Raw genomic sequence first — 17,958 nt, forward strand, 5'->3', positions numbered from 1 at the left:
GCCCGCTCCCACAGAGATGCTTACTTGCCGGGTACCAAGGTGAGACGGGTGTTGCCGTACACGCTGTCAAAGTTCTGCGGCTGCATCGGGAAGCGCATGTACTGCCCCTTGAGCCATGAATCAATGCCGTCAGCGTAATGCGGGCTGGCCGGGTTGCTGGATTGCCCGGTGCTGTTCTGGCCCATCATCGGTTCGCTTTGGCCAAAATCGACGATCATGCGCATGGCCGGAATCACGGTGGTTGCAAAGCTGTCGCTGCCAATGCTGTAAGCCGCCGTGTTCAGGGTGGTGTGATCGCCGCCCGAAGCAATGGGCCCGCGCACGGTCTGGCCATTGCTGTTGCGCCACAGGTAGTGGTGCAGTTTGCCCCACTGCCATGCCCGGTGGTCGCTGCCCATCAGGCTGTCGCCCGTGGTAATGGCGGCTGCCAGGCTGCGGGCCAGAATGGCCGGCTTGTCTTCTTTTTGCGGGGTGCGGGTGTCGTCCCAGAACGGGCTGTCTTCACGCCCGAGCAAGTGATCGCTGAGGGCCGAGTACGACAAGTTGCTGTTGGCAATAAAAGCCTTCCAGGTGTCGCTGGACTCCGGGCCCAGTTTGTCGAGGAAGATTTGCCGGGTGCTTGCCTGCAAGAACAGCTCGTACAGCGCCGCATCAGCTGAGGTCGGGCTGAGCTTGCCGTCAAAGGCCATCAATCGGCTCAAGGCTTCATTGGCCTTGGCCTGATCTTCAGCAGGCAAGGCGGCGATGGCGTGTTTCAGCGGTTGGGCCATGCCCGGAGCGCTGAACATGGCCTTGAGTTTGGCGGCAAACAAGGTGGTCTGGTCGTACTGCATGGCGATCATGCTGCGGGCATCCTGTTTGCCGCTGCCTGCCAATTGGGCCAGGCGTTCGCTGCGCTCAGGCGACAACCACGAATTGGACAGTTGCATGCCGTAGCCGTAAGCGGCCGTGCGCTGGTTTGCCGTGCCCAGCCAGCCTTGCGCCGGATCTTGATCGTAAGGGTGGAGCATGGCGTCAGCGTAACCGTCCCAGTCATAACGGCTGTCCCAGCCCGGTGACGGGTACAGGCCCACGCCATCGCGGCGGTTAGGGTACAGGCCGGTGACCTGCCAACCGATATGGCTGGCATCGGCGTACAGCAGGTTCAGCGCAATCGCGCGGATTTCGCGGCTGGAGTCTGACGCGCTTTCACTGTTTTGCGCACGGGACAGGTCGAAGAACGCATCCAGGGTTTTGTCGCCCTTGAAGTCCGGGGTTTGCAGGGCCAGCCCCAGGCTGCTGTTCAGCGCCGTGGTTGTGCCAATCACACTGTTCAGCAGTGGGCCGTGGCGTGTTTCGTAAATGACTTCGCGAATCGGGCGCTGACCTTTGACGAAAAAGGTTTCGTTGCGCACCGACGCGGGCAGCCATTTACCGTCGGCCAGGTAATACAGGCTGTTGCCCTGGCGCTTGAGTTTTTCCAGGAATACATCCTGATTGTCGCCCATGGCCATGCTCATGCCCCACGCGACCTTACCGTTGAAACCGGCCAGCAAGGTCGGCAAGCCCGCAATCGAGGCGCCCGCCGCCTGGTATTTAGGCGCGCGAATCTGCACGTAGCTCCATGCCGACGGAACGCCGATGGGCTGATGAATATCGTTGGCCAGCAGGCTTTTGCCACTGCGGCTGCGTTGTGGGCCAATGGCCCAGTCACTGGATGCCGTGACGCCCGGCAAATTGAGTGCGGTCACGCGCTCAAGCGCTTGAGTTACGCCGGTCAATCCCGGCAATTGGCTGGCCAGATTCAGGCCGTTGAGTTTTTCGGCTTCAGCTGTCGGCAATTGTTCATTGGGGTAGGTCGGCGTCAGCCACGCGAGGTGGCCGGCGCCGACTTTTTGCGCAAGGACCAGTGTGTTGAGTTCTTCTTGCAGGTTGACCGAGGTCGAGAAGTTCAACAGGCTAAAAATCAGGGCCGAGTCTTCGGGTTTCCAGTACTCCGCTTTGTAGCCCGCCTGGGCGAGGTCGGCAGGGAGCTTGTCGCGGTAGCGGAACAGATACGCGTTGACGCCGCGGGCATAGACCTCAAAGAACTTTTTGAGGCGGGGGGAGGCGCTTTTATAGAGCTCGTCAGCGGTTTTTTTCAGATTAATGCTGCGCATCAAACGGTCGCTGTCCAGTGCATCGGCGCCGTCCAGCTCGGCCAAGCGGCCTTGGGCCAGCAAGCGCAGGCGCAGCATCTGGCTGATCCGGTCACCGGCATGGACATAGCCCAAGGTGAACAGCGCATCATGGAAACTGCTGCTTTCGATCAGCGGGATGCCCTGGCTGTTGCGTCGCACCGAGACGTTTTGCGCCAAGCCTTTTAGCGGCTGCATACCGGAAGCCGGCAGCAGGCTCTCGCCGGACAGTGAGTTAAGTTGGCAACCGGACAGACCCAGCAGGCTGACCATCGCCGCGGCAGCGCCGAACCGGGGTAAAAAATGAGTAAGGGCTGGCGAGGCCATGGCAAAGCTCCTGCGGGGGGAATGTCATCGAAAGGCGCTACGTTAGTGAGGCCGATGACACTGCGCAAGTGCTATCTATGGCGCTATGCGGGGCTACTGGCAGGGGCGAGTTTGCATTGCGATCTTTTGGTTTTTTAACGATCGCGAATCAAGCCCGCACCTGCAGATAAGGGGGCTATTTCGGCGGGTTGATCTTGTCTACCAGTGCGTACGCACGTTGGGTCGCCGGGCGAGCCTTGATGCGCTCGAACCACACTTTCAGCGCCGGGAAGTCATCCAGGTTCTGGCCTTGAAGTTCATGTGACACGGTCCACGGGTAGATCGCCATGTCAGCAATGCTGTATTCATCGCCGGCAACAAACTGACGGCCTTCCAGTTGCTTGTTCAGCACACCGTACAGACGAGCGGTTTCGTCGGTGTAGCGCTTGAGCGCATAAGGGATTTTCTCGGCCAGGCGCTTGAAATGATGATTTTGCCCGGCCATTGGTCCCAAGCCACCCATTTGCCAGAATAGCCATTGCAAGGCGACTTGCCGCCCGCGCAGGTCTTTAGGCAAAAACTGACCGGTTTTTTCCGCGAGGTACAACAAGATTGCGCCGGATTCGAACAGCGACAGCGGCTCACCGCCATCGGCCGGTTGGTGGTCGACAATGGCCGGGATGCGATTGTTTGGGGCGATCTTCAGAAAGGAGGGTTCGAACTGTTCGTTTTTACTGATATTGACCGGGTGAATCGTATACGCCAGGCCTGCTTCTTCAAGAAACAGGGAGATTTTATGGCCGTTTGGCGTGGTCCAGTAATAAAGATCGATCATGAAGGGCTCCAGAAGGGAAGATTCACACAGCAGTCGCGGATCTCTGCGAACGCCTGTTTTACTCCCAATGGCCCCTTGGTTACAAAAGGTTTACGTAGCTCCTGAAACAAACACGCCGCACGTGCTCAAGGCAGGTGCGGCGCGGGCAGAGCGGTCTGAAGGATCAGGCGCCGTGGCACTTCTTGAACTTTTTGCTGCTGCCACACGGGCAAGGATCGTTACGACCAATGTCTTTCAAGGCGTTGCGCACCGGCTCTTGTGGCGCGTGCCCGCAGTTCGGGCCGTGTACATGGCCGTGATCGTGGTCATGATGGTCATGATCGTGGTTGCAGTCTGGGCCATGAACGTGGGGTTGCTGGGTCATTACTCAATCACTCTGAAATAAAATCGCCGGGCATTATCTCGCCTTTACGCACCACGTGCACGTCGTAACCGAAGAACAGGCCGGTCTGTAACGTACCGTCCAGCCGATAAGGGATCGGCTGGTCGGGCGACTCAAGCAATTTGATCAGCGGGCGCATGTGTTGCCACAGGTTGGTCCTCACCGGCACCACCAGATCTGCATGGCTGTTGGGCTCGATACTGAACCAGCGGCTGTACTCACCCTCAGCCAGTTTTACCGGGCCCAGATAAAGGGTATAGACCAGCCCGCGCACGGTGAGGGTGGAGTCGTTCGGGTTATCGATTCTAAAGTGCAGCTTGAAACGTTGTTCCAGCAGTTTGGCCCGGACCAACTCGACATGCTCCAGTTTTAACTGGGGGTCTTTGTCATCCGTTTCAAACCACGAAGCACAGCCTGAAAGCGCCAGGATCATCACCAACGCCAAGGTTCTGGTTAAACGAGCTTTAGAATCCATTCTTTACTCCCGGCTTATTGGCCGAAGAAACCCGCGCAGCATTTTTTGAACTTCTGCCCGCTGGCGCAAGGGCAACCATCATTACGTCCCACCTTGAGTGGCACCGTCGGGTCGATGAAGTACCAACGCCCTGCATTCTGTACAAATGACGAGCGTTCCCGGTGGCTGTGCTCGCCATTAACGTCATGCCAGCGCGCGGTAAAGGTCACAAAGGCATGCTCTGGCTGACCACCGAAAACCTCGTTGCTTTCAACGTCCAGGCCCAACCAGGTGCTTTGGGCGCTCCACTGCGCGATGGACGGGCGATCGAGCCCGGCTTGCTGCACAGGCAGCGTGGTCTCGACCAGATAGTCAATCAAGCCCAGCACATAGGCGCTGTAGCGCGAGCGCATCAGGGTTTCGGCGCTCGGGGCCGGGTGCCCGGCGTGATAAGTCCCGCAGCAGGCGCCAAGCAAATTACCGCTGCCGCACGGGCAAATAGATGTACTCATCGGCTTACCACCAGTACTTGCCAAAGTTTTCCGGGTTGGCCCAAAACCTGGCGTTCAGCCAGTCGGGTACTTGTTTGTATTCGCGTAAGTCGTAAGTAAAGAGGGTCAATATCTGTTCGTCACGCTGAAAACGCTCATTGTTTTGTAGGGCTAAAGCGAAAAAGTCCGTTTCTTTCCAATCACAGGCTGTGAGATCCGCCAACACGGCGATGCGGCTGGCGTTCAAGTTGCGAATTCCGCCCAGCAACTCCAGACCTTCGCGCTTGGACAGGTGCTCCAGACAGTCGACCGCCAGGGCCAGGTCGAAACGTTGTGCCGCCACGTCGGCAGGCAGTGCGCCGGGCATTGCCTGGGTGACATGAACATCAGGATGGGCTTGTTTATAGGCCTCCAATGCCGGGAACTGGCTGGCGCCGACCACCAGGACACGTTGTGGCGCGTAACTGTCGAGCAGCGCCGCTAACGCTTGCTGAGGTGTTCGTGTGGAAAAAGCAGGGGTCGTCATCTCAAGTCCTCAATCAGAGCGCTCAAGACTAGCCTGCCCGGAGCCTGGGGCCTAGGTCTGTCAGCGTTTGATTACGAGCAGGTGCTAACGGGGTACCACCTTTCATCACCACTTGCAGAGGTAAATATCTGAAAGGTCCTGTGACCGCCCAGCCAACTAAGGAATGTCCATGTCGGTGCCTACACGCCCCGCTGTCCCCATCCAAACCCTGTCCTCGCCTGTCCAACAGGCGGTATCTGCCCATTTTTCCAGCCGTCCACGTATTGAAAATCTGGTTCGCAGCACGCTGCTGATTGCTCTTCATGAGCGCTACCCGACGTTGTCGGTTGATCTGGCCAGCACGCGCCTGGCTACCCCTCGGGAGGGCGGGGGGTGGGAGTTGCCTCTGTTGATTGATCAAGTTATCGGCTATCTGGCCAGCGGCGCCGTGTTGGAAATAGGCGAAATCATTCGTCCTCACACGTATTATTTTTTAGCGGATCCTCAAGGCAATCGGCTCAAGCTCGCTGATGGGCATGAAGTCGATATGAAAGTCATCGAGGCGCTCATTAAAGAACTGCCCTGGCGTCTGCCTATAGAGTTTAAAGGTGCGCTGACCGAATATTGGAATCAGCCAGTTGAGGACGGTGTCAGCCGCTGGCGATGGCTCAGTAACGTTCTCAAAGATACGCTGACCATGAAGGTCATGCAGTCAACCACGCTGAGCGACCCGGAGCTGGAGACGGTGCGCCAGGTACTCGACTATGCGCAGAGTGAAGAGAGAATCAGCCGTTACGGTGGCCATGCCACTCGCGTCTATTACCTGCAATCTACGCTGACCTACCCGGGGAGAACTGAGAGTCTTGTTACGCCCCATCTTTTGTTAGTACGTTACCCGCAAGAGCAGGCAATGCGGCCATTGGTCATGCTGTGCATGCCAGACGGGAGCATTGAAACATTCAGTTCAGTCGAGTCGGCTGCGCAGTCCAGAGCCCGTGTTGCCGAGGCACTATATGCCGTCGATACCATAACCACCAAACGTTATGAAATTGACGGCGACGCTTTTGATGCGCAAGCGGGGCTGATCCTCGGCAAGCATATAAGCTACCTTTCAGAGCTGAAGTTGCCCACCTCTTTAGGTCTTGAAGTGCTTAAAGCGACCTGTTTGCAGATCACCGATGCCTCAAGGTTTTTTCTCAACACCAGAGCACCCTCAGCGGGTGACGTGAGGCAAGTGCAATCTAAACTCCCGCAGTGGTTAACAAAGGCATCCAGCGCTGATCAAGCGCGATATCGTACCTGGAGCCTGGCGCTGGTCAGTGCGAAAAAAAGCGCTCAAGGCCTGAGCTATCTGAGCGATATTCCCGACCTTCACAGCTTTGTTGTGAACTCGCTCAAACAACAGCTTTTGCTGGATCAGCAACGTTACGAGCAGCCGGTCCAAGACGCAGCAGCATTGGCGGCCTGCGAGCCGGACGATGTCCAGCTGACATTCTTGCTGGTGACGGGCACATTTGCGCCGGGCAGCACCAATGTTTCGGGTTTGACCGAGCGGGTGACAATGACCCTGACAGAACTGGCCCTTAAAAATCTTTGCGGTAAACCTCAGGGCGAGGTCATCAAGATAGAACACCGCAATGGGCTACCTCTGCCAGCATGGTTCACGGCTGCTTATATCACCCAACGTAACGGGCTGATTGAGGCGGTCGATATTGGTAAAAATTACCCTGAAAAACTGAAGGCTTACTTGCTGGATGACCCGTTATTAAGCGCCGATCGTGAAAAGCGCTTTTCTGGGCAGCTCAAGTGGCAATTACCTCTGCAAGCGCTCGAACTGAGCCTCAAGGGGGAGGCCGGGATGACGCCTTTGGGCGCAAGTTATGTCGCGGCAATCATGCAGACAGACGCTTACAACCGCTCTGTTGACGGCCAGACCATCGTGATGCGTACCCTGGCGCTACTGAGCAGTGCTGAGGCCAAGCCAGATGTCGTGAGCAATATGTTCATCATCGAGCCGTTGAATCTCGACGCCGGGCCGCATGTCTTGTATCGGCCTTTGTATAAGCATTCATTACAGGCATTCACCTCTCGTACCGCGCTGATGGAGGCCATTGCGACGCCTTCTGAGCTGCAAACCAGTGTGCTGACCTGGCTGACCGATAGCGCCCGGACGATGTACGACAACGGAGGTTTTAAAGAGCCCCATTTCGTACGTTTTAATCTTGAAGATGACTTCCCGGTCGCGACGTTTGAGAAGCCCGAACCCGCGACGCTGGCTGTGAATGGTGTCGGGAGCGATCTGGCCCAGCACTTGGGTAATGGCCAACTTTTACCTTACCTGTACCAAATCAATGCGCTTGCGCTGGTGCATCAGGCTGATCGCGATACCGTGTCCAACCGAGAAAGCCGGTGGCGCCTTTTTCTGCAGGGGGCCAATTTGTTTTTCAATATTTTTATGCTGCCCTATCTTCGTGGACCGGTAATGCTCACAGCCTGGTTTCTGCTGCTGGTACAAGCACTCGCTCGGGATGTTCCTGCGTTGAGCAGTGATGACGCGGTAACCCGTGAGTTGGCCGTTGTCGATTTACTGCAAAATCTGGCGATGGCTTTGCTTCTAGTGGGAGCAAAGCCATCGTCTCCACTTGCAAGCCCGCAAGCAAGGTCGACCCCTTTATTGCGTAGAGCCCCTATCCCGCGACGTATTTCCAAAGCGTGGCCACCGCTGCCTCCTGCCATCGTCAAGGACGGTATCGTGTTCATGCCCGGCGAATGGCAAACAAAAGCCATTGAAGACCTGGACTTCAGTTTCGCCAGTGCCAACAACCGGCTTACGCCTGATTTGCGCAAAAAACTTGTGACCCTTGCGGTGCCCAAGCCTCAAGCACTGCCATTGCCCAAACGCTCGGATGCCTTGGCTGGCCTCTATTTAACAGAAGGCGGCGGTTATGCCTTGATTGAGGGGGCTTATTACCCTGTGGAAATCGAGGCGGGTGAGGTGAGTATTGTGGGAGGGCCAGCCTTGCAGGCTGATGCGCAAGGGCGCTGGACAGTGGATCTGAAAATGCGCTTGAGTGGCGGCGCCCCAAGCAAGCAGGTTAAAGCGCTGCGCGAGCGCAATGCCCAGCGAGGGATAACGCTACGGGATGAACTGGCAGCCCAAGGGGCTGCATATGACAAGCTAAAAACAAAAATTGAAGTATATGAAAAGCTGGTCAAGGCACTTGAAGGCGATTCGCGCAGAACAGTCGATGAGGTATTTGATCAGCGTCAAAAATATGTGGCAGAAATGATGTCAGGTATTAAAAGTGTGGAGTCAATGATGGGGGTTATTAAAGAAATCAAAGAGCTTAACGTTGATATACCCAAGCAGGTGATGCTTGGTTATTTGGAAGAGGTTGTTGAGTTTCTGAATACGTGCTTGCAGCAGGGAGACAAAATTCGGCAGGTCATGATTGCCAAGTGGCAGGCTGCGGGCTTAAGTCACATTGGCCCTTCTGTTTCAGAAATGGATGTGTATTCAGCTAATTTAACTCTGTACAGAGAACGTATGAATGCCAACCTTAAGGTCAATACTCAGGCGATAGAGTGGCTTGAAAAATTAAAGCGATATGTCGACGACATGGCTGAATGTGGGCCGCAAGGTAGAGAAAGGTCAGAGCAGTTACGCGAAGTGCTCGCGGGTAGGGTTCTCACGCCCTTGCATGTCAAGCAAGTCCAGGTGATGGAGTTTGAGGGCATCAGTCTCAAAATTTTTAATAACGACCTTGCCTTGGCACTGAGAAAAATAGCGGCTCCACTGCGTGAGCAGATACAGACGCACGATCAACTCAATAAGCTGGACTTCTCCCCCCGTGAACGCCTGGACGTTTTGAACAGCCTGGTGGAACAGTATGGTCACGTGCTGGACGGGCTTCTGGGGTTTCGCACCGTGCATGCCGAAGAAGTGGATGCTGAGGCTTTTCAGGCGTTTGTTGACTTGGTAGCAGGTGTCTATAAAGAGGCTGAGCAGCAACTGGCCAATGAACTGGAACCCCTTAAAAAGTTAAGTGCAAAGCGTAAAGACAAAAAGCAGTCTTTATCCTCTCGGCCGCAAAAACGTATTTTTAACACGCGCAATAAAGGGCGATTGATTGGGGACTTAAAGCCGCAGCAGTCAGGGGTAACGGGTGAAGAAGTAGAAGTCCGTACTGATCAAGATAATGAACTGCTGTCTACGTACATTAAAAAAGGAGATGAGTGGGATCTTGTCTCTGTCGCCCGTTCTGACGCACCAATCCCCCCGAGCCGTAAATTGCCTGAGATTAAAAAAGAGGCATTGAAACTTTATGACATGGCTGATGTTCATCTCAGGCGTTCAGAAAGCCTCATTAATAGCGCCAGGTACCCTCAAGAGGCCGAAGAAACTTTATTGCATGTGGCTGAACGCTTGAGCAAATGCGCTTCGGAGCTTGAAGAGGCCAGCAGGGCAGACACCGAAAGCTGGCGCCAGCGGGAGGATCTTGAATTAGTGGGGGGCATGCGAGCCAGAGCCAAGGACATGAGCACGAAGGCGCATGATTTGCGTGTTCGTTTAAGCCTGAAACTCCCCCCGACCCATGGCACCCTTCAATTCTTGCTCGAAAAGAGGCTGGTGAGTATCACGTTGAACCGCAAGCGTTCGAAGCTCAAGCGAGACTTTATTGATGAATACGCCATCAAAGATGCTGCCGGCAATTTTATCTGGTGTGCGCATTTTCACTATAAAGACGCCACTACGCCCAAAGCGGATTATGCAGTGGCGCACCTCAAGCTCTGGAGCCAGCGAACGTCTGATTATTGGTCGCTGAAGGAAAAGGCGAAAAACCAGCACGAAGTGGTTGAGGTGCATCGCGGTCAGATCGGTAAGAACCTTGCCGAACAATGGTTTTTACCGTTAACCACGTAATGACATGAGCTGCGGGTTAAATACCTCAACGGCGTTGAGTGCGCAGTGAGGTATTTTTGCAGGGACCTCTGGCGCAGCTATCCTGCTAGCCGTTAATGTTCGCTTAAAGAAAAACATAGAAAGGGCTGTTGCATGAAGGTGCTTTGGGGACTGGGGAAGGTGCTGACGTTGTTGTTCTGGGTTGTCGTTGCGATCAACGTTTTCAAACCCTTGAGCAATCCGTTCGACCTGCTGATTAACCTGGCGGGTAGTCTGCTGTTTTTGACCCATTTGCTGGAGCTGCTGCTGTTCAATAGCAGCCTGCAAGGGCGCCCACATCCTTGGCGTGACCGACTGTACATTCTTTTGGTAGGCATCCTGCACGTACAAACCCTCCCTAAATCTTCCGGACAGGGCAACAGTCATGCGTAAGTTATGTTTAATGGCGGCCCTTTGCAGTCCGTTTGCCCATGCCGAGGTGGTGCAGGTCGAGGCTAACTCGATGATGCGTCTGCCCGCGAATGTGGCCGTCTTGAAACTCGAAAAACTCGATGTGGCGGACTACGGCACGTTGTTGATTCCGGCGGGTGTCAGTCAGGTCAACATTGATCAACTGCATCTGGGGCATGAATCACGCATTGTCATCGTGCCGGCCGAGCGTGGCATTGAGCTGCGTGTAGCCAATGCCGCGTTGGGTGAAGGCAGCCAGATCAGCACGCGCGGTGCAGCGGGGACGTTTGAAAAACCGGCCAGACCTGCCCGCGATCTGAGCCTGAGAATCGAAGCGTTGCAAGCCGATCAACTGTCCATCGACGCCCGTGGCGGCACTGGCGCTCCGGGTTTTGTCGGGCTTGATGGTGGCAACGGCGCTGAACCGGGTTGCACCTGGGGATCAGCCGGAGCAGGCGCCAATGGTGACGACGGCGGTAATGGTCATCAGGGCGCTGCGGGGGCACAGGTACGGGTCGAACTGCCCCGGGACTTCCCCGATGAACAGATCAACGTACTGGTCGACGGCGGTGCAGGCGGCAAACCCGGTGCGGCCGGACGGGCAGGTGCGGGCGGCAAATCCAAAGGCTGCATTGTTTACCGTACCGATGGCGGCAAATCGGGTCGCCCGGGCCAGACCGGGCAACCGGGTGATGCTGGCCCTGCAGGCGCCGTGACGGTCCAGCGGTTGTAAGAAACACCCACGCCTCGCGATTTTTAAACATCAAAAGATCGCGAGGCAAGCTCGCTCCTACAGTTAGGAGTTAGGGACCCATTCAAAATATGGGGCGCGCACCGGCAATCGCCACCAGCGCCAGCCCTATCAGCAAGTTGCACCCGACCAGGCGGCGAATCCGCCCCATCACCGCTGCGCCTGCCGCCCATTCCTGAGCCTCAACGGTCCTGCGCAATTCGGGCAGTTGCAATGATTGAATGCGGATAAACAGCGCGACCATGACGATGTACACGCCCATCATGATCTGCACATAACGGGGCGCCGTTTCGAACCCGCTAAAGCGCATGTGCAGCAGGCCGACACCGCTTATCGGCAAAATCACCACAGCGACCCACACCCAGCCAAAAAAACGTTGAAACACTTCAACCCACAGTTTTAACCGGGCTGGGCCCTCAAGGGCCGTCATTGCGGCGGGGCGCAGGATCATCCAGGCGAAAAACATCCCGCCCACCCAGATCAGGGCAGCCAGTAAATGCAGGCTGTAAGCAACAGCGAAGGTGGTCATTGGGGTACTCCGTTCGGCGCAGGATCAATTAGCGGGGTATGATAGCGGCCATTCGAACCACTGAAAATTTATCCAGCGTTTCTTGCGCCCGAAGAACCATGATTAGTACCGAACTCAAATCCCAGATCCAGGGCGCTTATTCGCGTTTTCTCGAAGCCAAGAGCCTCAAGCCGCGCTATGGCCAGCGTCTGATGATTGCTGAAGTCGCCAAAGTGCTGGGCGATATCGATACCGACGAAGAAAACCATCGTACCGGCGACCCGGCGGTGGTTGCCGTTGAAGCGGGCACCGGTACCGGTAAAACCGTGGCTTACAGCATGGCCGCCATTCCTACCGCCAAGGCTGCCGGCAAGCGCCTGGTAATCGCCACGGCGACCGTCGCCCTGCAGGAGCAGATTGTCTACAAAGACCTCCCGGACCTGATGCGCAACAGCGGGCTGAATTTCAGCTTTGCGCTGGCCAAGGGCCGAGGGCGCTACATGTGCCTGTCCAAACTCGACATGCTGCTGCAAGAAGGCCATGCGCAAACCGCGACCGCGCAGCTGTTTGAAGAGGAAGGCTTCAAGATTGAAGTTGATGAAGCCAGCCAAAAACTCTTTACCAGCATGATCGAAAAGCTGGCCGGCAATAAATGGGACGGTGACCGCGACAGCTGGCCCCAGGCCCTGGAGGACCAGGACTGGGCGCGCCTGACCACAGATCACAGCCAGTGCACCAGCCGCCATTGCCCGAACTTCGGCCAGTGCGCCTTTTACAAGGCCCGCGAAGGCATGGGTAAGGTCGATGTGATCGTCACCAACCACGACATGGTGCTGGCTGATTTGGCGTTGGGCGGTGGCGCGGTTTTGCCGGACCCGCGTGACACGCTCTATGTGTTCGACGAAGGTCACCACTTGCCAGACAAAGCCATCGGCCACTTTGCCCACTACACCCGTTTGCGCTCGACCGCTGACTGGCTGGAGCAAACCGGCAAAAACCTCACCAAACTGCTCGCTCAGCATCCGTTGCCGGGCGACTTGGGGCGTTTGCTGGAGCAAGTGCCGGAGCTGACCAAAGAGATCAAGGCCCAGCAACAATTCATGTTCAGTGCCTGTGAGCAAATCGCTGACTTCAAGGTCGGCGAAGAGCCAGAAGGCCGTGAACGCCCACGCCACCGTTTTGTGGGTGGCGTGATCCCTGATCACCTGCGTGAAATGGGCGTTGAACTGAAGAAAGGCTTTTCACGCCTGACCGACGTGTTCACCCGTTTGACCGACCTGCTCAAGGACGGCATGGAAGGTGAGGTCAACATCGGCATCTCCAGCCAGCAGGCCGAGGAATGGTATCCGTTGTTCGGCAGCCTGCTGTCGCGGGCTCAGGGCAACTGGGAGCTGTGGACGGCCTTCACCACTGAAGACCCGGAAGACAACCCGCCGATGGCGCGCTGGTTGACGTTGGCTGAAAGTGGTTCGTTGTTTGATATCGAGGTCAACGCCAGCCCGATTCTGGCGGCCGAGATGCTGCGTCGTAACCTGTGGAACGTGGCTTACGGTGCGCTGGTGACCTCGGCGACGCTGACCGCACTGGGCACGTTTGATCGCTTTCGCATGCGCGCCGGTCTGCCGAAAACCGCAGTCACGGCGGTGGTGCCGAGTCCGTTCCATCATGCCGACGCGGGTGTGCTGCGTGTACCGGACCTCAAGGCTGACCCGCGCGATGCGACTGCGCACACGGCGGCGATCATTCGGGATCTGCCGGGATTGGTAGAAGGTTCGCGCGGCACATTGGTGCTGTTCTCTTCGCGCAAACAAATGCAGGACGTTTTTGACGGCCTGGAGCGTGACTGGCGAAAGCAAGTGTTTATCCAGGGCAACTTGTCCAAGCAAGAGACCCTGAATAAACACAAGGCGCGGGTGGATGGCGGCGACTCCAGTGTGTTGTTCGGCCTGGCCAGTTTTGCCGAGGGTGTGGATTTGCCCGGTGCTTACTGCGAACACGTGGTCATCGCCAAAATCCCCTTCTCGGTGCCCGATGATCCCGTTGAAGCGGCCCTGGCAGAATGGATCGAAGCCCGTGGCGGTAATCCTTTCATGGAGATTTCAGTGCCCGATGCATCGCTCAAGCTGGTGCAGGCCTGCGGGCGTTTGCTGCGTACCGAACAGGACCGCGGCACCATCACATTGCTCGATCGGCGGCTGGTAACCCAGCGCTATGGCAAGGCGATTTTGAATGCCTTGCCGCCGTTTCGACGCGAAATTTCATAAGTGCAAGCCGGCGTCCGTGCCGGCCTTGCTGTCGTCTATGCTGTGAGCTTCAAAGCCTCACAGGCCGTATTTGGCCGTTAGGGAGAACCAGATTCATATGATTCGCCGTTCACTGTCTGCAGCTTTTGCGTTGCTGGTCACGACCCCGCTGTTGGCGGCGCCTGCCGGTCAACAAACCCTGTTCAATTTCGTTCGCCCGGCCGATGTGGTGCAAGTGGCGACTGTGGATGCGAACTTGCCGCAATACAACGCAGAGCAAACGGCGGAAGGTGAAGTACTGCGTCGTGTGACCTTTAACCCGGCTGCAGCCCCCAGCTTGCGCCTGACCCCGCAAGCCGGTGTGTGGGACTGGTCGCAATCGGGAATGATGACCCTGCGTATCCAAAACGCCATGAACTGGGCCCTCACGCTCGATGTGACGGTTCAGAGCAAGGACGGCAAGACCCTCACCAGCCGTGTTGACCTGCCGGCCGGCCCCGCACAAACCCTGTTGCTGCCGTTGCAGGCCAACTCTCCCCGCAGCCAGGGCATGCGCGCAGGCCCGCCGATGCCAATGACTATCGACGGGCAACGCAGTTTGCTGGCCAGCAGCCAGGGCGAAATTGACCGCAGCCAAGTGATCTCGGTGACGTTGTCGATTCCGCAGCCCAATGCCGCGCAAAGCATCCTCCTGGAACGCTTCGGTGTGCAGGACGGCGCGGGTGTGATCAAGACCGTTTATGGCTCGATTGTCGATGGCTACGGCCAGTCCACTCGGGCCAAATGGCCAGAGCGTGTGTCCAGCGATGAGCAACTCAAAGCCGCAGCAGCCAAAGAGCAGCAACAGCTCAAGGGCTGGCTGGCGGCGCGCAACGGGCTGGATCAGTACGGCGGGTTGCTCAAAGGCCCGGCGTTTGACGCGTCGGGGTTTTTCCGCACAGAAAAGCGTAATGGTCGCTGGTACCTGGTCACCCCTGAAGGTCATCCGTTTTACTCGTTGGGCCTGAACGCCGTGACCGCTGAGGACAGCCAGACCTACGTGACTGGGCGTGAGTGGATGTTTACCGATTTGCCCAAGCCCGGTGCACCTTTGGCCGGTTATTACGGGACTTCTGATCATGACAGCAACAACGGCTCCTCCCAGGGGCGGGCGTTTGATTCGGGGCGCTGGTACAACTTCTACGCGGCCAACTTGCAGCGGCTCTACGGTGAGCCGTGTGTGGCTGGTAAAACCGAGCCGGGCGCCGATCCCGCAATTCCTTGTGCCCCTGAAGCCTTTGATGCCAAGCGTTGGCAGGCCCACACCCTGGATCGCCTGCAAGCCTGGGGTTTTAACACGATCGGTAACTGGAGCGACCCGGCGCTGGGTGTCAACGACCGCGTGCCTTACACCTTGCCGTTGTCGATTGTGGGCGATTACAACAGCATCAGTACCGGCACCGATTGGTGGGGCGGCATGCCCGATCCGTTTGACCCGCGCTTTGCCATGGCCACCGAACGCGCAGTGGCGATTGCCGCCCGCGATCACCGTGATGACCCGTGGCTGATCGGCTACTTTGCCGATAACGAACTGGCGTGGGCTGGCGGCGGTGACGACCCGCAGTCACGTTTTGCCCTGGCGCTGGGTACCTTGCGCATGACCACCGATGCGCCGGCCAAGCGTGCGTTCCTCAAACAACTGCGCGACAAGTACCGCAACCAGCAAGGCCTGTCCAAAGCCTGGGGCGTTGATATCCCTGCGTGGGAGTTGATGGAAGATCCGGGGTTCAACGGCCCGCTGCCGAATGCTGAGCATCCGGAAATTGAAGCGGATTACACCTACTTCCAGAAAGTCTTTGCCGATACGTACTTCAAGACCATCTCCGATTCGCTGAAATGGCATGCGCCGAATCACTTGTTGCTGGGTGGGCGCTTTGCCGTGAGCACCCCTGAGGCCGTGGCGTCGTGCGCGCAGTATTGCGACGTGCTGAGCTTCAACTTCTACACCCTGCAACCGCAGGACGGTTATGACTTCGCCAAACTGCGTGAACTGAACAAGCCGGTGATGATCACCGAGTTCAACTTTGGCTCCCGCGACCGTGGCCCGTTCTGGGGCGGCGTGACCGAAGTGGCCAGCGAAGAAGCACGTGGCCCGGCGTATGCCAAATTCATTAAGCAGGCCGTCGCCGAACCGTCGATTGTCGGGGTTCACTGGTTCCAGTACCTGGACCAGCCGGTAACCGGTCGCTTGCTAGATGGTGAAAACGGCCACTTCGGCATGATCGGCATCACCGACCTGCCGTTCACCGGTTTTGTCGACAGCGTGCGCAAGACCAACTTGCAAGCGCTTGACCAGTTGGGCCAGGAGGCGGCCAAAGCCCAGGTTGAGGCCGACAAAACCCTCAAAGCCCCGGTGCAGACCCCGCAGGACGCCAACGGCGGCCGCTCTGGTGCGGGCCATGCAGGCGGGCATTCGGGCAAAGGTCACTGATGTGGTGGATGCTGACGAGCGGTGATACCGCTCGTTAGAGTTTTGCCTTTATTTTCTTTCTTTATTCCCATTCTAATCCTAAGGTCTTTCACTCAAACGAATGGAGTGTTGGGTATGGAAGCAATAGGGAAGTGCTCACTTGAGTTCGAAGCTGTTCAGAAAGTCTTTGAGTCTTTTTTTGATGATCCCAGTGAGAGAGGAGGTGGTGTGTGTGTCAATGTCGGCGGCGAGACAGTCGTCGACCTATGGGCCGGGACTGTAGATCTGGAAGGTAAAGAACCCTGGAAACACAACACTTTGGTGAACTCTTATTGCGCCATCAAGCCAGTCACTGCAATTGCAGCTTTGATGCTGGTGGAAGCAGGCAAACTCGAACTGGACAAGCCCATCGCTCATTATTGGCCTGAGTTTGCGCAAGGTGCCAAAGAGCGAATCACCCTGCGTCAAGTGCTATGCCATACCAGTGGTATCCCTGCGTTACGTCTTCCCAGCAGGACGCCTGTGATGCATGACTGGGCGCAGATGGCAGACATTGTCGCAGCAGAGCCCTTGTGGTGGGAGCCTGGTACTGAGCTAGGCTATGGCGCCTCAACGTACGGCTGGATTCTGGGCGAGCTGATACAGCGTACAGACGGGCGGGATTCAAAGACGTTCATTCGTGAGCAAATTACACAGCCCCATGGGTTAGACGTCCATGCCGGTGTTGATCCTCAGCACCACTCTCGTATCGCGCACTTCGAATATGCTCAAGGTCGAATCGGTGATTCATACGATCAGGCCTTGCGGCGTGCTATGAAGAGTGAGCCCGAGCACGTGGCAACGCTCTCGTTCTCTAATCCCAGCATCTCGCCCAGTCTCACGTCTAGTCCCAACTGGTGGGGGTACCACCAACCGGGCGTTAACAGTCACAGTACCGCCAGCGGGCTTGCCGGGTTCTACAGTGCACTTCTGGCCGGTAAGTTAATTGGCCCTGAGTTGTTTAAAGAATTCACGAAAGAACACAGCAACAATTTTGATCGCTCGCTTTTACGTCCAATGCGCTATGGGTTGGGTTGCATGCTGGAGCCTGCTGTTAATTCTGACGGTATTTACTGCATGGCCCAGAGTGCGTTCGGACACGTTGGAATGGGAGGGCCGATCAGCTTCGGCGACGCGGAACGAGACATCAGTTTTGCTTTTGTGACTAACACCATGGGCGGTCACGTGTTATCTGATCCCCGGATACAAAAACTGTCTAAAGCTGTGTATGCATCCCTGTAGGTACAAATCTGCTGGAGACACCTGCAACACGTCTGGGCCAACCTGACGTGTTGCAACGCCTCTCCGATCTTTAACCTTTCTCGCTACCCAATGCGCAGCGCAGTGCTTTTCACAAAAAAAACACCTTGTCCCGGTTACCCTCGCCTGTAATGTTCGAATGCTCAAAAATTGTGCATTTAGACCCGCTTGCTCTGTTTCAAAATCCTACCGGTACTGGAACAATGCACGCCTTGTAGAGCCATGC

General features: G+C 56.7%; 13 protein-coding genes. 6 read left to right on the top strand and 7 right to left on the bottom strand.

The features are described from left to right. Positions 1-20: 20 nt before the first annotated feature. The 6 genes from GHO32_RS01870 to GHO32_RS01895 form a co-directional block, all read right to left on the bottom strand. On the bottom strand, positions 21-2,483 hold the full coding sequence (locus GHO32_RS01870) for a penicillin acylase family protein (protein ID WP_153333779.1): 2,463 nt from the start codon (positions 2,481-2,483) through the stop codon (positions 21-23). Positions 2,484-2,658: 175 nt separating this feature from the next. Beyond that, positions 2,659-3,297: a glutathione binding-like protein gene (locus tag GHO32_RS01875; RefSeq protein WP_153333782.1), complete on the bottom strand. Its 639-nt coding sequence runs from the start codon at positions 3,295-3,297 to the stop codon at positions 2,659-2,661. Positions 3,298-3,460: 163 nt separating this feature from the next. Next, the gene (locus tag GHO32_RS01880) at positions 3,461-3,661 is read right to left on the bottom strand and encodes an SEC-C metal-binding domain-containing protein (protein ID WP_082148713.1); all 201 of its coding nucleotides are present in this window, start codon (positions 3,659-3,661) and stop codon (positions 3,461-3,463) included. Between the two features lie 7 nt (positions 3,662-3,668). Then, positions 3,669-4,154: an LEA type 2 family protein gene (locus GHO32_RS01885; RefSeq protein WP_153333784.1), complete on the bottom strand. Its 486-nt coding sequence runs from the start codon at positions 4,152-4,154 to the stop codon at positions 3,669-3,671. A gap of 14 nt (positions 4,155-4,168) precedes the next feature. After that, a complete protein-coding gene (locus tag GHO32_RS01890) occupies positions 4,169-4,645 on the bottom strand; it encodes a YchJ family protein (RefSeq protein WP_153333786.1) in 477 nt (158 codons plus the stop codon). 4 nt (positions 4,646-4,649) lie between these two features. After that, positions 4,650-5,150: a DUF6231 family protein gene (locus tag GHO32_RS01895; RefSeq protein WP_153333788.1), complete on the bottom strand. Its 501-nt coding sequence runs from the start codon at positions 5,148-5,150 to the stop codon at positions 4,650-4,652. A gap of 169 nt (positions 5,151-5,319) precedes the next feature. On the opposite strand from GHO32_RS01895, the gene GHO32_RS01900 reads away from it, so the two are divergent. The 3 genes from GHO32_RS01900 (at position 5,320) to GHO32_RS01910 (ending at position 11,215) form a co-directional block, all read left to right on the top strand. Next, the gene (locus GHO32_RS01900; protein WP_153333790.1) at positions 5,320-10,053 is read left to right on the top strand and encodes a dermonecrotic toxin domain-containing protein; all 4,734 of its coding nucleotides are present in this window, start codon (positions 5,320-5,322) and stop codon (positions 10,051-10,053) included. Positions 10,054-10,185: 132 nt separating this feature from the next. Next, positions 10,186-10,464 carry a DUF1145 domain-containing protein gene (locus tag GHO32_RS01905; protein WP_048386507.1) on the top strand — a complete coding sequence of 93 codons (279 nt, stop codon included), beginning with the start codon at positions 10,186-10,188 and terminating at the stop codon, positions 10,462-10,464. Beyond that, complete coding sequence (locus GHO32_RS01910; RefSeq protein ID WP_153333792.1) at positions 10,457-11,215, top strand: collagen-like protein; 759 nt, start codon at positions 10,457-10,459, stop codon at positions 11,213-11,215. The genes GHO32_RS01905 and GHO32_RS01910 overlap by 8 nt, the downstream gene beginning before the upstream one ends. Before the next feature lie 82 nt (positions 11,216-11,297). On the opposite strand, the gene GHO32_RS01915 is transcribed toward GHO32_RS01910, so the two are convergent. Beyond that, a complete protein-coding gene (locus GHO32_RS01915; protein WP_153333793.1) occupies positions 11,298-11,762 on the bottom strand; it encodes a CopD family protein in 465 nt (154 codons plus the stop codon). A 98-nt stretch (positions 11,763-11,860) separates the two neighbouring features. On the opposite strand from GHO32_RS01915, the gene dinG reads away from it, so the two are divergent. The 3 genes from dinG (at position 11,861) to GHO32_RS01930 (ending at position 17,714) form a co-directional block, all read left to right on the top strand. Beyond that, positions 11,861-14,005: an ATP-dependent DNA helicase DinG gene (gene dinG / locus GHO32_RS01920; protein ID WP_153333795.1), complete on the top strand. Its 2,145-nt coding sequence runs from the start codon at positions 11,861-11,863 to the stop codon at positions 14,003-14,005. Between the two features lie 97 nt (positions 14,006-14,102). After that, positions 14,103-16,454, top strand: a complete 2,352-nt coding sequence (locus GHO32_RS01925; RefSeq protein WP_153333797.1) for a beta-galactosidase — start codon at positions 14,103-14,105, stop codon at positions 16,452-16,454. Between the two features lie 114 nt (positions 16,455-16,568). After that, on the top strand, positions 16,569-17,714 hold the full coding sequence (locus tag GHO32_RS01930; RefSeq protein WP_153333799.1) for a serine hydrolase domain-containing protein: 1,146 nt from the start codon (positions 16,569-16,571) through the stop codon (positions 17,712-17,714). Positions 17,715-17,958 lie beyond the last annotated feature (244 nt).

It is taken from the genome of Pseudomonas sp. FSL R10-2189, assembly GCF_009600325.1.
Taxonomy (GTDB): Bacteria; Pseudomonadota; Gammaproteobacteria; order Pseudomonadales; family Pseudomonadaceae; genus Aquipseudomonas; species Aquipseudomonas helleri.

Coding starts and splice junctions, on each gene's coding strand:
- GHO32_RS01870 (WP_153333779.1), bottom strand. CDS start 2,483: ATGGCCTCGCCAGCCCTTACTCATTTTTTACCCCGGTTCGGCGCTGCC.
- GHO32_RS01875 (WP_153333782.1), bottom strand. CDS start 3,297: ATGATCGATCTTTATTACTGGACCACGCCAAACGGCCATAAAATCTCC.
- GHO32_RS01880 (WP_082148713.1), bottom strand. CDS start 3,661: ATGACCCAGCAACCCCACGTTCATGGCCCAGACTGCAACCACGATCAT.
- GHO32_RS01885 (WP_153333784.1), bottom strand. CDS start 4,154: ATGGATTCTAAAGCTCGTTTAACCAGAACCTTGGCGTTGGTGATGATC.
- GHO32_RS01890 (WP_153333786.1), bottom strand. CDS start 4,645: ATGAGTACATCTATTTGCCCGTGCGGCAGCGGTAATTTGCTTGGCGCC.
- GHO32_RS01895 (WP_153333788.1), bottom strand. CDS start 5,150: ATGACGACCCCTGCTTTTTCCACACGAACACCTCAGCAAGCGTTAGCG.
- GHO32_RS01900 (WP_153333790.1), top strand. CDS start 5,320: ATGTCGGTGCCTACACGCCCCGCTGTCCCCATCCAAACCCTGTCCTCG.
- GHO32_RS01905 (WP_048386507.1), top strand. CDS start 10,186: ATGAAGGTGCTTTGGGGACTGGGGAAGGTGCTGACGTTGTTGTTCTGG.
- GHO32_RS01910 (WP_153333792.1), top strand. CDS start 10,457: ATGCGTAAGTTATGTTTAATGGCGGCCCTTTGCAGTCCGTTTGCCCAT.
- GHO32_RS01915 (WP_153333793.1), bottom strand. CDS start 11,762: ATGACCACCTTCGCTGTTGCTTACAGCCTGCATTTACTGGCTGCCCTG.
- dinG (WP_153333795.1), top strand. CDS start 11,861: ATGATTAGTACCGAACTCAAATCCCAGATCCAGGGCGCTTATTCGCGT.
- GHO32_RS01925 (WP_153333797.1), top strand. CDS start 14,103: ATGATTCGCCGTTCACTGTCTGCAGCTTTTGCGTTGCTGGTCACGACC.
- GHO32_RS01930 (WP_153333799.1), top strand. CDS start 16,569: ATGGAAGCAATAGGGAAGTGCTCACTTGAGTTCGAAGCTGTTCAGAAA.